The following is a 16021-nucleotide window of genomic DNA, read 5'->3' on the forward strand; positions in this document are numbered from 1 at the left end:
AATTACTGCTGAAACCACTTGCTGTAGATAGTCTTATAGGTGCCGTTGGCTTTCACCTTGTCCAGCGCCGCGTCGAATTTGCTCTGAAGCTCGGTATTACCCTGACGCACGGCAATGCCGAGGCCGGTGCCGAAGTAGGCTTTATCCGTCACTTTCTCGCCCATTGGCGTCAGATTTGGGTTCTGTTTCAGCCATTCGTTGACCACCGCTGTATCACCAAATACCGCATCGATACGGCCATTTTTCAGGTCGAGGATCGCGTTCTGATAGCTGTCGTATGGCACAACGTTAATAGCAGGCAGCTTTTCGCTCAGGTATTTCTGGTGTGTGGTGCCGTTCTGCACACCCACGCGTTTGCCTTTCAGTGCATCTACGCTGCTGACTTTATCTTTCTGGATAATAAACAGCGCAGAGTTGTCGTAATAGGCTTTGGTGAACAGGACCTGTTTTTCACGCTCAGGCGTGATATCCATACCGGCCATCACTGCATCAAAACGACGGAATTTCAGACTGGGGATCAGGCTGTCGAACGCCTGGTTGGTGAAGGTACATTCGGCACCGATTTCGCGGCACAGCGCGTTGGCCAGATCGACATCAAACCCCTGGATCTTATTATCAGAATCCACGAATTCGAAAGGAGGGTAAGACGCCTCAGTAGCAAAACGAAGGGTTTGAGTGGCGCTGGCGCTCAGGCTGAAACCGGCTAACAGTGCGGCAATGACAATTTTTTTCATCGTTATGTCCTGCAATTAATGCGAAAGATAATGGGCAAACGCCTCGGTTTGCGGCTGTGTAAAGCGGCTGGCATCACCCTGTTCGACAATATAGCCATTTTCCATATACACCACGCGGCTGGCCGTTTTACGCGCCACTTCCACTTCATGGGTGACGATCACCTGGGTGATATTGGTCTGCGCCAGTTCACGAATGATGCTGACGATCTGGGCGGTGATTTCCGGGTCCAGTGCAGCGGTGGGTTCATCGAACAGCAGCACAGCCGGTTCCATCATCAGAGCACGAGCAATGGCTACGCGCTGCTGCTGGCCACCGGACAGGTGCAGAGGATAACGGTCGGCAAAGGTCGTCAGACGCAGGCGATCGAGCAGTTTCGCAGCACGTTCATGTGCCTGCGCTTTGCTTAAGCCCAGCACGCGGCAGGGGGCTTCGATCAGGTTCTGAACGACAGTCAGGTGAGGCCAGAGATTATACTGTTGGAACACCATACCGACGTTTTGACGCAGTTCGCGTATTGCCACGTCGCCAGGGGGTTTTGTGAAGTCAAAGCGATTGCCAGCGATTTCCAGCGTACCGGAACGCGGCATCTCCAGCAGGTTTAACACACGCAGGAGAGAGCTCTTCCCGGCACCGCTTGGCCCCAGCAATACCAGCGTCTCACCCTGAGGGCAAGCCAGCTGAATGTCAAAAAGCGCCTGGTGGGCACCGTAATAGCAGTTAATACCGTTTAGTTGAATACTCATGCGCAAAAAGTGAATAGCAATTGATGCCGCGAATCTTAACGTCGACAGCATAGTTATGCAATCATTGTGCGTTAAAATTTATTTATGCGGGCAGGGTGATTAAATAGTAGCACAAGATAGCGCGATGTTACGGTTTTCACTGAAATGTATCGGGGCTGTTATGCAATTATGTGCGCGGGATCGGATCAATGACTGTGCTACAGAAGGATGGCGAGCCCGTGAACCTTCATGAGCATAGATAACTATGTGGCTGGGGCGAATGGGTGTAGAAAACGCATCTGCATCTTAAAGTATGAAGGGTATGCCTCTGATTATTAAAATACGCCATCGAATTCTTAACGTGAATGCATGCGATAATCAGGGATTACTGGTTGTGGCTAGAAATTTAATCATGATAATAATTTACGCTCATTGAACTAATTAAAAGTTACGGTTACAATATCCACGTGATTGCAGATGTCGTATTTTTATGGCTTTCATAGAATCGGATCTCAAGCAAAGTAATGATTTATTGTTTCAATTGTGATTTTTTCGAAATGCAATTTTTTCTGATAAACCATGACGGTTCGTCACTTCCGGGATCGGGTGGATTACATGTAATATGCTATTTGCATGTCGAAATCATTAAGGTGAGAATAACTTACAGGAGTTATATTGAATGGATTCAAAAAAGCACTTTAAAATGTTCATGGTTTTTATCTCTTTTCTTTTTTTTGCTTTTTTTTGCTTTGTTTTTGTTAGCGCTATTTTTTCAATAAAAAGAATTGTCGAGGATGGTGGTATCTATTCTTTTAACTCAGGAGATCTGATTGGCCACCTGTTAATATTGCTGATTATAGTAGGATGTCTTTATTTTTCAATAAAGACATCATTGTTAATGTAATAATATATTTTCTCAAAATATTGGTGTTAGGGAGTGGGCTAACGCCGTTGATGAATTTTTTGGGTGTTGTTGTTTTTTTATCGAACTTTGATGGCACTAATTGATAGATTTAAGATAATAGATATGCTAATTTCTAATTAATTAAAATGACATTTAGTTAATTCCACTTAAAATATTTTTTATTATCTCATGAAATTCCTCTTCATTATTTTCCTTTATTGATAGTGCGTCAATAAAGGGTTCCAAGTAATCATCGACAAGAAAATAAAACAGGTCGAGGTCATCTTTTTTTCTCATCATATAAAACAATGAAGGTGACTTGTTTTTTAATTTTCTCGAAACATATAAAGATCTTGCTCTGGCTCCAGCTATTGTAACACTCAGTGTGAATGTTGCGTTGAATATAATCTTGGGAAGTAATTTACTGGTAAAGTAAGATGCCATGTCCTGAAGCAGAATGCTGTTTATAAATATTCGCCCAGAAGCCTTTCCTGCTTGTTCAGCGATAATGTCTGTGACGTGTTTTCTCGAGTTTCTTGTAAATTCGCCCACAACTAATACTATTATTTTTCTTATCTCATCATTAGAAATACCGAATTTAATTCGTCTAAATAACCTGTCTGAATCCAATTTATTTACCCATCTGTTTTCGGTATCAAAGTATTCATAAGAAGAATATCCGATATCTCTTGAGAAGTCCTTGACGATATTACCAGCGAAGGTTGTGTATTTTATATAAAATGGTTTGCTGTCAGTTTTCATTAACGCTATTATTTGTTTTGAAATTCTTTCTGTATCACTCATTTTACATCCTTTTTTGTGCTTTTTTCATTAGGTTGAAGTGACATTATTATTATTATTTTAACTGAGTAATTATAATGTGTTTCATTGGTGCCTGTCTGGTTTGTTTTGCGCCAGTGTGACTTTCTGAATAAACCATCTGCTCGGCGAATTTTACGTTCAATGAATTAGATTGGAAATAGTAATAATACGATTATAAATCAGGGGGCAGGAGGCGATCGTATGAATTATTCTATGGGGATAAAGACGGCATTAAACATCGTGCCGCCAGCCAGCGGCACGTATTCGTGACTTATTTTTGCAGCAGTTGGACGAGTGAGCCGCCGGAAAGATGCGGATTAGGGCCCAGATAGCGCACATCACTGACGGACCAGCAGGTGCCCTCACGAACCATCAGCACTTCATCCTGCCAGCTTGTATCACCCCGTTTCAGCGTGACGCGCAACGGGATGTTACGGGCATCGGTATTCGGGATAGTCGAAGCATCCGCCACGCTGGCGTCCGTAGCACCCTGGCTCTGACTGGAGAAGATATCTCCCGTCAGCAGTGCGGTTTTATTCGGTTTCGTTTGTGCGTTAATCAGAGACTGATAGAGCGCATCACTGAGTAGCGGGCGGTACTTTGCCAGCAGTTGAGCATCCGGCAATCCCGGTGAAGGTTGTTGTGTACGCAGATCGTAGAACTGCTGCGCTACGCTGTCCGGGCCGCCATCAGCACAGGGCCCCACCCGGGTACCAATGTCCTTATAGGCAGGTTCTACGGTAGTACAGGCACTCAGTAACAGCGCAAGGGGTACCACGGAAGCAAAGGGTAGGTATTTCATTCTGATTTCCTTATTGTTATCAGCGAGTGTGCTTTATCATTGATTATAGCCGCTGAGTATAGTTGCAAGAGCGAAGTGAACACTGAACAAGGAGAGCGACATGAAATTTTCCACAACGCCAACGCTGGAAGGCCAGCCCATTACTGAATATTGCGGTGTCGTCACCGGCGAGGCGATTCTTGGCGCCAACATTTTTAAAGACTTTTTTGCCGGCATCCGTGACATCGTCGGCGGCCGTTCCGGGGCGTATGAGAAAGAACTGCGTAAGGCGCGCCAGATAGCCTTTAGCGAGCTGGAAGCACAGGCGAAAGCGCTGGGGGCCGATGCCGTTGTCGGAATCGATATTGATTATGAAACCGTGGGCAAAGACAGCAGTATGCTGATGGTCAGTGTCAGTGGCACCGCAGTGAAACTGCATCACTGATGCGTCCGTTGTCTATCGTTCGCCCGCTGTTGCTGCTGCTGGCGGTCTTTCTGTATACCTCTATTACCCCGAAAGGGCTGCAACCGCATCAGGGATACACGGTGGATACCCGGCAGGAAGCTTACGGTGCGCGCCCGCGCGTCAAAGTACTGGTGATCCACTATACGGCCGGGGACTTCCCGCGTTCACTGAATACGCTAACCGACCGTCGGGTAAGCGCTCACTATCTTTTACCGGCAACGCCACCGAAATATGATGGTCAGCCGCTGGTATGGCGACTGGTGCCGGAGGCGATGCTGGCGTGGCATGCCGGGGAGAGTTTCTGGCGCGGCGCAACCCGGCTGAATGATACCTCCATCGGTATTGAGCTGGAGAATCAGGGCTGGCACCGTGAGGGCGGCGTTGTGGTCTGGCAGCCGTTCCCACAGTCGCAGATGGATGCACTGTTGCCGCTGGTGCGTGACATTGTGCAGCGCTACGGTATTCAGCCACAGGACGTGGTGGCGCACAGTGATATTGCTCCGCTGCGTAAACAGGACCCTGGCCCGCTGTTTCCCTGGCAGTGGTTTGCCGGGCAGGGTATTGGTGCATGGCCTGATGCAGAAAGGGTGACATTCTGGCTGGCGGGTCGCCCACCGACACAGCGCGTGGATAAAACCCGCCTGCTGGATCTGTTAGCCCGTTATGGTTATGAGGTGACGCCGCAGATGAAACCGTATCAGCAGCAGGCGTTGATCGCCGCCTTTCAAATGCACTTTCGCCCGTCAGATTACAGCGGCGTGGCCGATGCTGAAACCGAAGCCATTGCCGCTGCGTTACTGGAGAAATACGGTTCTGACTAATTTACTGCGCGGCTAAAAATGCCTGCCACTGGCTGACCAGCTGTTGCAGTGCATCACGGTCGGCATCCAGGTGGGTTACCAGACGCGTCACGGGTCCGGGGCTGAGGAGAATACCGCGTTCGCGCATCCACGGCCCCAGCGTGGCAACCTGCGCTTCTGGCAGCCGCAGGAACACCATGTTGGTATCGTGACGGGTGACATCCACGCCGATGCCACGCAGTGCCTCTGCCAGCCAGGCGGCATTGTCGTGGTCATCTTTTAAGCGGGCGACGTTATGCTCCAGCGCATACAGCCCGGCGGCGGCCAGAATTCCCGCCTGACGCATGCCACCGCCTGTCATCTTCCGCCAGCGGCGAGCGCGATGAATAAATTCCTCACTGCCGCACAACAACGATCCTACCGGCGTTCCCAGCCCTTTAGACAGGCAGATCGTCAGCGTATCGCAATAGCGTGCAAGTGCCTCCAGCGGCACGTCCAGCGCCACCGCCGCGTTGAAAATACGTGCACCATCGATATGCAGCGCCAGTTGACGTTCGCGGGTAAAATCCCATGCCTGTTGCAGATAGGCAATCGGCAGCACCTTGCCGTTATGGGTATTCTCCAGGCTTAACAGGCGAGTGATAGCGAAATGGACATCATCGGGTTTGATAAACTGCGCCACCACATCCAGCGGTAACGATCCGTCAGCGGCTGCAAGGATCGGCTGGGGCTGTATGCTGCCCAGCACCGCCGCGCCGCCTGCTTCGTATTTGTAGTTATGTGCCAGCTGACCGACGATATACTCTTCACCACGCTGACAGTGGCAAAGCAGGGCGACCAGATTCGCCTGGGTACCTGTGGGCAGGAACAGGGCGGCGGCCTTGCCGCTCAGGCGAGCAGCCTCTGATTCCAGTTGATTGACGGTGGGGTCATCACCATAAACATCATCGCCGGTTTCAGCCGACATCATGGCATTCAGCATCGCCTGGCTGGGGCGGGTCACGGTATCACTACGCAGGTCAATCACGCTCAACTCTCCTGTCAACAGTAAAACGGACGCCGCAGCGTCCGTGAAAAGGCCTTCACTCTTTTTTACCGCAGCCAGTTGGTTTTTGCCAGATCAACCACTTCGTCACCGCGACCATTAATAATTGCGCGCAGCATATACAGGCTGAAGCCTTTCGCCTGTTCGAGTTTGATTTGCGGCGGCATCGCCAGCTCCTCTTTGGCGGTGACCACGTCGATCAGTGCCGGGCCATCATGTGCCAGCGCCTGTTGTATGGCGTCGTCCAGTTGCGATGCCTGTTCAACCCGAATGCCTTTCACTCCGCAGGCGTTAGCAATCGCCGCGAAGTTGGGGTTTTCCAGGTCGGTGCCGTCGGTGAGATAGCCGCCAGACTTCATCTCCATTGCCACAAACCCCAATACGCTGTTGTTAAACACCACGATTTTGACCGGCAACTTTAGCTGTGCCAGTGAGAGGAAATCGCCCATCAACATGCTGAATCCTCCGTCACCACACAGCGCGATGGTTTGACGGCCAGGATCTATGGCCTGGGCACCAATGGCCTGCGGCATCGCATTGGCCATTGAACCGTGACTGAATGATCCAAGCAGGCGGCGTTTGCCGTTCATTTTCAGATAACGGGCTGCCCAGACGGTTGGGGTGCCGACATCACAGGTGAAGATCGCATCTTCGCTGGCGTAGCGACTGATCTGCTGTGCCAGATACTGCGGATGGATCGGTTGTTTATCGTTAGCGGTGGCCAGCGCATCCAGCTCTTTACGCGCTTTGGCGTAGTGCTCCAGCGCCTGATCGAGGAAGCCGCGTTCGGTTTTCACACTGAGCTGTGGCAGTAAGGCCGTGAGCGTGGCCTTGACATCACCGACCAGCGCCATATCCAGCGCACAGTGGCTGCCCAGACTGCCGGGATTGATATCGATCTGAATGATTTTCGCATTGGCCGGATAAAAAGCCCGGTAAGGGAACTGGCTACCGAGGATCAGCAGCGTGTCAGCATTCATCATTGCGTGGTAGCCGGAGGAGAAGCCGATTAATCCGGTCATACCCACGTCGTAGGGATTGTCGTATTCGATATGTTCTTTGCCGCGCAGGGCGTGCACCACCGGGGCTTTCAGGGTTTCAGCCAGTGCCAACACTTCGCTGTGCGCGCCTGCACAGCCGCTGCCGCACAGCAGGGTGATATTGCCGCCCTGATTGAGCGCAGCAGCCAGTTTCTCCAGCTCAGCGGCAACGGGCTGCACCTGCGGTAACTGCGGAGGATACCAGTCGGCACTGGCGGTTTCCGGGGCCAGCTGGAGAGCAATATCCCCCGGTAACACCACCACGGAAACGCCTTTATTGAGGATCGCTTTACGCATGGCAATCCCCAGCACCTGAGGGAGTTGCTCAGGGTTAGAGACCAGTTCGCAGTAGTGGCTGCATTCACGAAACAACTCTTGTGGATGGGTTTCCTGAAAGTAGTTGCTGCCGATTTCCGCTGACGGAATATGTGCGGCAATCGCTAATACCGGCACGTGGTTGCGGTGACAGTCGAACAGACCATTGATGAGATGCAGGTTACCGGGCCCACAGGATCCGGCACAGACCGCCAGTTCTCCAGTAAGGTGAGCTTCAGCGCCAGCGGCAAACGCCGCCACTTCTTCGTGACGCGTGGGCATCCAGCGAATGGTTCCCATACGATTAAGGCTGTCACTCAAGCCGTTCAGTGAGTCGCCCGTGACGCCCCAGATACGTTTTACGCCCGCACTTTCCAGTGTTTTTGCGACCAGGGCTGCAACAGTTTGCTTCATGCGTTCTCCTCAGTGATGGGGATGTCCTTTGACGGGAAGATAAAGTTCACGGTTACAAGCTTAGTTTAGGATGCGCCGGGCAGGTGATACCGTGTGAAACAAGCGGTTTCACACGGGAGTCAAACGTGAGATCAGGCGAGGACGATATCGCTTTCTGGATAGCAGCTGCATGCCAGTACGTAACCCTGGCTAATCTCGGTGTCACTAAGTGTCTGCTGGCTGCGGGTTTGGTAGTGGCCTTCCGTCACGCGGGTTTTACAGCAGCCGCACACGCCCGAGCGACAGGCAGCGGCAGCGGGGAGTTTATGGTGTTCCATCGCGGCCAGCAGTGACCAGCCTGACGGAAAGGTGTCAGCCTGTAAGCGCATCGGGCTGCGCAGGGTAAACTGCGTCTCTTCTTTGGCGACATCGGCTACTGGGGTGAACTGTTCTGTGAAAATCGTCTTTGCCCCCAGTGCCTTCACATCATGTTGCAGGCTCGCCATATAGGCCTCGGGTCCGCAGATCATCACGGTACGCCGAACCATATCAGGCACCAGTGCGGCCAGGCGCATACGATCCAGGCGGCCGGATAGCATCGCTTCCGTGCCGCTATTTTCAGCGATAATCGTCAACGTTAACCACGGCTGCATGGCGCTGAGTTCATGGGCAAAAATGACATCCTGCGGTGAGCGAACGCTGTACAGTAGTTGCACATTGCAGGCCGGGCGCTGCGCATGTAGCCAGCGGCACATCGACATCATCGGTGTGATGCCGCAGCCTGCCGCCAGAAAGAGATAATGGCTGGCGGGATGGCGCTGACAGCTGAAATCTCCCTGAGGATCGGACAGCCAAATATCGTTTCCCGGGCGAACATCTCGCGTCAACCAGCCCGAGCCTTTGCCCTGTTCGATCTGCCGCACGGTGAGCGTGATAAACGGGCTTTGTCCTGGGGTGGATGACAGCGTATATGCGCGCATTTCATCGCTGTTACCGATTTTCACCAGCGCGAACTGGCCCGCCTGCCAGCGATAGAAGTCATGGTTAATCAGCGCAAGCGTCCAGACATCGGGGGTTTCCTGCTGCACATGGTGAACCTGCATGCGCCAGGGGCATAGTATCGTTGAATTCATGAGTTACTCCACGTTGCCGAGGATGGTGGCCAGATCGTTTTCCACGCTGCTAACCGGGATCATACCGAACTCTTTTTGCAACAGTGCCAGCAGGTTATCGGTGAGGAATGCCGGGGAGGTTGGGCCGGTACGAATGTTTTTTACCCCCAGTGATAACAGCGTGAGCAGTACGACAATGGCTTTTTGTTCAAACCACGAAAGCAGCAGTGACAGCGGCAGGTCGTTGACGCCGCAGTTGAGTTTTTCTGCCAGTCTGACCGCCAGCATAATGGCCGCGTAGCTGTCGTTACACTGGCCCACGTCCAGCAGGCGTGGTAACCCTTCGATATGGCCAAACTCCAGTTTATTGAAGCGGTATTTCCCGCAGGCCAGCGTCAGCACCAGGCAGTCCTGTGGGATCGCCAGCGCCATATCCGTGTAATAGCTACGCTGGTCACGGCTGCCATCACAGCCACCCACCAGGAACACATGGCGCAGTTTCTGGCGGCTTACCAGGTCGATGATACTGTCACAGGCATCCAGCAGCACTTTACGCCCGAAGCCGACAGTGATCTCATGAGGAATTTCACTCCAGGGGAAGCCCGGCATACTCTCTGCCTGGTCGATGACGGCAGAGAAATCGTCACCTTCCAGGTGATTGACGCCAGGCCAGCCGACGATGCTGCGTGTCCAGATACGCTGCTGATAATCGCCTACCAGCGGGTCAATAATGCAGTTGGAGGTCATCACTATCGGGCCTGGGAAGCGGGCAAACTCCGTTTGCTGGTTCTGCCAGCCACTGCCGTAGTTACCCACCAGATGCGGGTATTTTTTGAGTTCCGGGTAGCCGTGGGCAGGTAACATCTCGCCGTGGGTGAAAACGTTAATGCCTCTTCCGGCGGTCTGCTCCAGCAGGAACTGGAGGTCTTTCAGGTCGTGACCAGAAATCAGGATCGCCTTGCCGGCCACCGGGCGGACATTGACGGTGACGGGCTGCGGATCGCCATAAACCGTCGTTTGCGCTTCATCCAGCATCCCCATAATGGTGAAGTTCATTTTGCCGATCTGCATGGCGCAGGCCACCAGATCGTTGGTGGCAGAAGGGTTTGTCCCCAGCCAGGCCATGATCTGATGATACTCAGCATAGATCGCGTTATCGAAGCGGTTATGGACGTGTGCATGCTCCATGTAGGCTGCCGCCCCTTTTAGTCCATAGAGACAGAGCAGACGCAACCCGAGGGTATCGGCATCCGCGCCACCCTCGTTCAGTGCAAACTGTGCGGCCTGCTGCTGCAACCCGGCGATTTCATGGCTTGCCAGGTTGAGCGCGGCGAGCGGGTGATCGAGAAGCAGGCTACCCCCTCTCTGCACGCAGCGCTGTTGCAGACGATCGCGCAGGGCGATCGCTTCAAACGCATAATCAACGATACGCGCGGAATCAAAGTTGACGTTAGTCAGCGTGGAGAAAAACGCGCGCGGGGCGAAATTATCCACTTCGTGATCGATAATTCCCAGACTGCGTGCCTGAAGTGCCCAGGCTGACAAGCCCTGAAGCACCGCCACCAGCAGATCCTGTAGATCGGACGTTTCCGCTGTTTTACCGCACATACCTTGCGCGTAAGCACAGCCGTCGCCGACCGGAGTACGCATTGTTTGCTCACATTGAATACAGAACATGGTCTCACCTTTTATAAGATGTATTTAATATGCATCTTTATGTATGAGATTACGGCCCGGGATACAAGCAGCCGTAAAGATTAACCTGCCCTGGTTTGATCTGGCGCAATTCTGCAAAGGCAAATAGCGTTTTTTCTCCGTGGCTTGACCCACCGACGCAGGCCGACCATTCTCAATACAAAAGCAAAAAGGGGCAAAGATGATTCTGGAAAAAATGGCCATCGTCGGCTTTCGTGGCATCAACCGCTTGTCGTTGCCGCTGGAAGGAAACAACGTTCTGATTGGCGAAAATGCCTGGGGGAAATCCAGCCTGCTGGATGCGCTGACGCTGTTGCTGGCTCCTCAGCAGGATCTGTACCAGTTCAGGCGGCATGATTTTCATTACCTGCCGGGTGAACGGCATCGTCGGGAACGCGATGTGCAGATCGTACTGACGTTTTGCGAACGCGAGGTGGGTGAGGCGGAAGCGGTGCAGTATCAGCCGCTTTCCTCCCTGTGGTGGCGAGGCGAAGGCGGATTGCGCCGTCTTGAACTCTGTATCGAGGGGCGGCTGCTGGACGAAGAACAGATAGTAACCCGCCGACAGTTTCGAGATGCCCGGGGACAAAGCATCATTAGCGGTGACCAGGCGACGGAGGCGATAACAGCACTGATCCGCCTGCATCCCGTGCTGCGCCTGCGCGATGCACGTTTCAGCCGACGCCAGCCACACGATGCAGCACCGTCTGCGCCGCTGACTGAACTGACAAGTATGATGGAAGATCTGATGCGTGACGGGGCGATCTGCCCGCAAAATCTGACGGATACCGCACTGCGCGAAGGGCTGAATACCCTGCAACAACTGGTGGAACACTATTTTTCTTTTCAGTCGTCCCAGGCCTCTCTTCCGGCCAGCCGTGTCCCTCCCCAGCAGCGTGAATCCGGCAGTGGCTGGCGTCATCTGCGGGAGATGAATCACCTGATTGCCGAAGGCGACCGTAGCCGTCGACTGATCCTGTTGCGCATGTTTGCCCTGCTGGTTCAGGCGCGTGGCGCGCAGCAGTTGGATGCGCAGGCCCGGCCTTTATTACTGGTGGAAGACCCGGAAACCCGCCTGCACCCGACCATGCTGGCAGTGGCCTGGGAGTTACTCTCCCTGCTGCCCCTGCAAAAAATCGTCACCACGAACTCGGGTGAACTGCTGTCGCAAGTGCCGGTGGAGCAGGTGTGTCGCCTGGTACGCGAGCCACAGCGCGTAGCCGCGTGGCGTATTGGCTCCGCAGGCATGAGCGCTGAGGACAGCCGACGCATCGCTTTTCACATTCGTTTTAACCGCCCGTCTTCGCTGTTTGCCCGCTGCTGGTTGCTGGTGGAAGGTGAAACAGAGGTGTGGGTGATGAACGAGCTGGCGCGCCAGTGCGGTTATCATTTTGCGGCAGAAGGCGTGAAGGTGATTGAGTTCGCCCAGTCCGGGTTAAAGCCGTTGCTGAAATTCGCTCAGCGTATGGGCATTGAATGGCATGTTCTCACCGATGGCGATGATGCCGGAAAGAAATATGCTGCTACGGCTCGCAGTATGCTGGATCAGGCGCGGGCAGACGAACACCAGCACCTGACGCAATTACCCGCACTGGATATGGAGCATTTCCTGTACAAAGCGGGTTTTGCTGCGGTCTATCATCGTATCGCCAGGCTGCCTCCCAATGTACCGATGAATATGCGGCGAATTATTGGCAAGGCCCTCCAGCACGCTTCCAAGCCGGAGCTGGCCATTTCAGTGGCGATGGATGCCGCTGAACGCGGAACGGAGTCAGTACCGCCTTTGCTGCGTAACATGTTTGCCAGCGTACAGAGGCTGGCGCGAGGGAAAGCGGATTAATGCCGTTATTTCCGTTCATGGCATTCTGCCTGGGTTGAAAAACGCATCTGTCCACCCATATTAGGAGAGTGAGCAGAGCGCCCAATAAAAATGCCAGCATCACTGGCTGGCATTTTGTCGCAGGGTTGTACAGAATGAGTAAAGGGTCATGCGCTGATAGCGATGGCCTCTTCAACAGGGACGATGAGGCTGGCATGATTGCCTTTTGGGCCCTGATGCAAATCAAACTGGACTTGTTGCCCGGCTTTCAGCGTTCTGTAACCGTCCATCTTAATCGTTGAGTAGTGAGCGAAAATATCCTCGCCGCCGCCCACCGGACAGATGAAACCGAAGCCTTTGGCGTTATTAAACCACTTAACAGTACCCGTCTCCATGCTTCTACATCCCTCGCAAGACATTCAAATTGAGTGAGGTGTCCAGGTTTAAAAACCTGACGGCTGGTTAATCTTCATTCAGCCTGTGTTTGTACTGTAGAGAATTGGCATCAAGGGTCAAGCAAACGGGCGGTTATGATGGGGATGAAATCATCAAAATTTGAAGCAGTTAACGCTATTGCGAATTTTGTGATGAAGGTCGCGATTGATGATTTCTGTACACAATTTCAACCGCGCTGTACAACATTGTGCTCATGTTATTCCTAACATGAATGATGTTAGTCTGGCGTAAGTAAGCAATGTTGATCACACTGGGTAGGTATGGGAAAGACTAACGATTGGCTTAATTTTGAAAAGCTTGCAGACGATAAAGTCCGTGAGGAGCTCAAGCCACCCTCGATGTATAAAGTTATTCTGAATAATGACGATTATACGCCTATGGAATTTGTTATTGACGTTCTGCAAAAGTTCTTTTCTTATGATGTTGAACGTGCAACGCAACTGATGCTCGCGGTTCACTACCAGGGAAAGGCGATATGCGGTGTGTTTACTGCTGAAGTCGCAGAGACTAAAGTCGCTAATGTGAACAAGTATGCCAGGGAAAATGAGCATCCGTTGCTTTGTACGCTGGAAAAAGCCTGAATAAGGCGATCTATTTGTGGGGGAGGTGCCTATGCTCAATCAAGAACTGGAACTCAGTTTAAACATGGCTTTCGCCAGAGCGCGCGAGCACCGACATGAGTTTATGACCGTCGAGCATTTGTTACTGGCATTGCTCAGTAACCCGTCGGCCAGAGAGGCACTGGAAGCCTGTACGGTGGATATTGTCGCGTTACGGCAGGAGCTCGAAGCTTTCATTGAACAAACCACCCCGGTCTTGCCGGTCAGCGAAGAAGAGCGCGACACACAGCCGACGCTAAGTTTCCAACGCGTACTGCAACGTGCTGTTTTCCACGTGCAGTCATCCGGCCGCAGCGAAGTCGCGGGCGCTAACGTACTGGTCGCGATCTTTAGCGAGCAGGAGTCGCAGGCTGCTTATTTGCTGCGCAAACATGAAGTCAGTCGTCTTGATGTGGTGAACTACATCTCACACGGCACACGCAAAGATGAACCAGGCCCGGCATCGGGTGCTGAGAATCCGGTTAATGAAGAGCAAGCAGGCGGGGAGGAACGTATGGAAAACTTCACCACCAACCTTAACCAGCTTGCCCGTGTAGGCGGAATTGATCCGCTGATCGGCCGTGATAAAGAGCTGGAACGCGCCGTTCAGGTTCTCTGCCGCCGTCGTAAAAATAACCCACTGCTGGTGGGGGAATCTGGCGTCGGTAAAACGGCGATTGCGGAAGGGCTTGCCTGGCGGATTGTGCAGGGCGATGTGCCGGAAGTGATGAAAGATTGCACCATCTACTCACTGGATATCGGCTCTTTGCTGGCGGGCACCAAATACCGTGGTGACTTTGAGAAACGCTTTAAAGCGTTACTGAAACAGCTTGAGCAGGACACCAGCAGCATTCTGTTTATCGATGAAATTCATACTATTATCGGGGCTGGCGCAGCGTCTGGCGGCCAGGTGGATGCCGCGAACCTGATTAAACCGTTGCTGTCGGGCGGAAAAATTCGCGTGATGGGCTCCACCACCTACCAGGAATTCAGCAATATTTTCGAAAAAGACCGTGCACTGGCACGTCGCTTCCAGAAAATAGATATTACTGAACCAACGGTCGAAGAAACAGTACAGATCATCAATGGTCTGAAACCTAAATACGAAGCGCATCACGATGTTCGTTATACCGCAAAAGCGGTGCGAGCTGCGGTGGAGCTGGCGGTGAAATACATCAACGATCGTCATCTGCCCGATAAGGCGATTGACGTCATTGATGAAGCCGGTGCCCGTGCGCGTCTGATGCCGGTCAGCAAACGCAAAAAAACCGTCAACGTGTCGGATATCGAAACGGTGGTGGCGCGTATTGCCCGTATTCCTGAGAAGAGCGTGTCGGCTTCCGACCGTGACTCACTGAAAACGCTGGGCGATCGCCTGAAGATGCTGGTATTCGGCCAGGATAACGCTATTGAAGTGCTGACCGAAGCGATCAAAATGAGCCGTGCAGGTTTGGGCCAGGATCGTAAACCTGTTGGTTCCTTCCTGTTTGCCGGCCCGACCGGTGTCGGGAAAACCGAGGTCACGGTTCAGCTGGCGAAAGCGTTGGGTATTGAGCTGCTGCGCTTTGATATGTCCGAGTATATGGAACGTCACACCGTCAGTCGTCTGATTGGTGCGCCTCCTGGCTATGTTGGTTTTGATCAGGGCGGCCTGTTAACCGATGCGGTGATCAAACATCCGCATGCGGTGGTATTGCTGGATGAAATTGAGAAAGCACACCCGGATGTCTTCAACCTGCTGTTGCAGGTGATGGATAACGGTATGCTGACGGATAATAACGGCCGTAAAGCGGACTTCCGTAACGTGGTGGTCGTGATGACCACGAACGCCGGGGTACGTGAAACGGAACGTAAATCTATCGGCCTGATCCAGCAGGACAACAGTACCGATGCGATGGAAGAGATCAAAAAGATCTTCACACCAGAGTTCCGTAACCGCCTGGATAACATCATCTGGTTCAAACATCTCGACCAGGCTGTGATCCATCAGGTAGTCGACAAGTTTATCGTCGAACTCCAGGCCCAGTTGGATGCGAAAGGTGTCTCGCTGGAAGTGAGTGACGATGCCCGTGACTGGCTGGCTGAGAAAGGCTACGACAAGGCAATGGGCGCACGCCCAATGGCGCGTACCGTTCAGGAAAGCCTGAAGAAACCGTTAGCCAATGAGCTGCTGTTTGGTTCACTGGTTGATGGGGGATCGGTGTCGGTGGCGCTGGATAAAGATAAAAACCAGCTTACTTATCACTTCCTGAGTGCGGAGAAGCGTAAAGCGGAGGGGACCGTGCATTAATTTGCCGGACCTGCGTGAATAAAAAAG

Annotated in this window: 14 protein-coding genes; 5 read left to right on the top strand and 9 right to left on the bottom strand. The window is 52.6% G+C overall.

Going from position 1 to position 16021, the window contains the following annotated elements; translation table 11 throughout:
• Positions 1-2: 2 nt before the first annotated feature.
• The 4 genes from artJ to HHI26_RS16225 form a co-directional block, all read right to left on the bottom strand.
• Positions 3-734 carry an arginine ABC transporter substrate-binding protein gene (gene artJ / locus HHI26_RS16210; protein ID WP_159338115.1) on the bottom strand — a complete coding sequence of 244 codons (732 nt, stop codon included), beginning with the start codon at positions 732-734 and terminating at the stop codon, positions 3-5.
• 15 nt (positions 735-749) lie between these two features.
• A complete protein-coding gene (gene artP, locus HHI26_RS16215) occupies positions 750-1478 on the bottom strand; it encodes an arginine ABC transporter ATP-binding protein ArtP (protein ID WP_133841067.1) in 729 nt (242 codons plus the stop codon).
• 1036 nt (positions 1479-2514) lie between these two features.
• Complete coding sequence (locus tag HHI26_RS16220; RefSeq protein ID WP_171149370.1) at positions 2515-3165, bottom strand: hypothetical protein; 651 nt, start codon at positions 3163-3165, stop codon at positions 2515-2517.
• A 289-nt stretch (positions 3166-3454) separates the two neighbouring features.
• On the bottom strand, positions 3455-3985 hold the full coding sequence (locus tag HHI26_RS16225) for a lipoprotein (protein WP_159338118.1): 531 nt from the start codon (positions 3983-3985) through the stop codon (positions 3455-3457).
• Between the two features lie 100 nt (positions 3986-4085).
• Here HHI26_RS16225 and HHI26_RS16230 point away from each other — a divergent pair, with 100 nt between their 5' ends.
• The gene (locus tag HHI26_RS16230; protein ID WP_159338119.1) at positions 4086-4409 is read left to right on the top strand and encodes a heavy metal-binding domain-containing protein; all 324 of its coding nucleotides are present in this window, start codon (positions 4086-4088) and stop codon (positions 4407-4409) included.
• Entirely contained in the window at positions 4409-5251 is an 843-nt protein-coding gene (locus HHI26_RS16235) for an N-acetylmuramoyl-L-alanine amidase (RefSeq protein WP_159338120.1), read from the top strand. The genes HHI26_RS16230 and HHI26_RS16235 overlap by 1 nt, the downstream gene beginning before the upstream one ends.
• A 1-nt stretch (position 5252) precedes the next feature.
• On the opposite strand, the gene ltaE is transcribed toward HHI26_RS16235, so the two are convergent.
• From ltaE to hcp, 4 genes are all read right to left on the bottom strand, one after another.
• Positions 5253-6257 carry a low-specificity L-threonine aldolase gene (gene ltaE / locus HHI26_RS16240; protein WP_159338121.1) on the bottom strand — a complete coding sequence of 335 codons (1005 nt, stop codon included), beginning with the start codon at positions 6255-6257 and terminating at the stop codon, positions 5253-5255.
• 65 nt (positions 6258-6322) lie between these two features.
• Positions 6323-8044 carry a ubiquinone-dependent pyruvate dehydrogenase gene (poxB, locus tag HHI26_RS16245; protein ID WP_171149371.1) on the bottom strand — a complete coding sequence of 574 codons (1722 nt, stop codon included), beginning with the start codon at positions 8042-8044 and terminating at the stop codon, positions 6323-6325.
• A 131-nt stretch (positions 8045-8175) separates the two neighbouring features.
• The gene (gene hcr, locus HHI26_RS16250; protein WP_171149372.1) at positions 8176-9156 is read right to left on the bottom strand and encodes an NADH oxidoreductase; all 981 of its coding nucleotides are present in this window, start codon (positions 9154-9156) and stop codon (positions 8176-8178) included.
• 3 nt (positions 9157-9159) lie between these two features.
• Positions 9160-10812, bottom strand: coding sequence for a hydroxylamine reductase (gene hcp / locus HHI26_RS16255; protein ID WP_133841059.1), 1653 nt, complete (start codon positions 10810-10812; stop codon positions 9160-9162).
• 199 nt (positions 10813-11011) lie between these two features.
• On the opposite strand from hcp, the gene HHI26_RS16260 reads away from it, so the two are divergent.
• Positions 11012-12670, top strand: a complete 1659-nt coding sequence (locus tag HHI26_RS16260; protein ID WP_171149373.1) for an ATP-dependent endonuclease — start codon at positions 11012-11014, stop codon at positions 12668-12670.
• 146 nt (positions 12671-12816) lie between these two features.
• Here the strand turns inward: HHI26_RS16260 and cspD are convergent, their stop codons facing one another.
• On the bottom strand, positions 12817-13044 hold the full coding sequence (gene cspD / locus HHI26_RS16265) for a cold shock-like protein CspD (RefSeq protein ID WP_133841057.1): 228 nt from the start codon (positions 13042-13044) through the stop codon (positions 12817-12819).
• A 321-nt stretch (positions 13045-13365) separates the two neighbouring features.
• Between cspD and clpS the strand changes: the two genes are divergently transcribed.
• Both clpS and clpA read left to right on the top strand, forming a co-directional pair.
• Positions 13366-13686 carry an ATP-dependent Clp protease adapter ClpS gene (gene clpS / locus HHI26_RS16270; RefSeq protein WP_133841056.1) on the top strand — a complete coding sequence of 107 codons (321 nt, stop codon included), beginning with the start codon at positions 13366-13368 and terminating at the stop codon, positions 13684-13686.
• 31 nt (positions 13687-13717) lie between these two features.
• Entirely contained in the window at positions 13718-15994 is a 2277-nt protein-coding gene (gene clpA / locus HHI26_RS16275) for an ATP-dependent Clp protease ATP-binding subunit ClpA (protein ID WP_133841055.1), read from the top strand.
• Positions 15995-16021: the final 27 nt, after the last annotated feature.

It is taken from the genome of Erwinia sp. JH02 (genome assembly GCF_013074405.1).
Lineage (GTDB): Bacteria > Pseudomonadota > Gammaproteobacteria > Enterobacterales > Enterobacteriaceae > Erwinia > Erwinia rhapontici.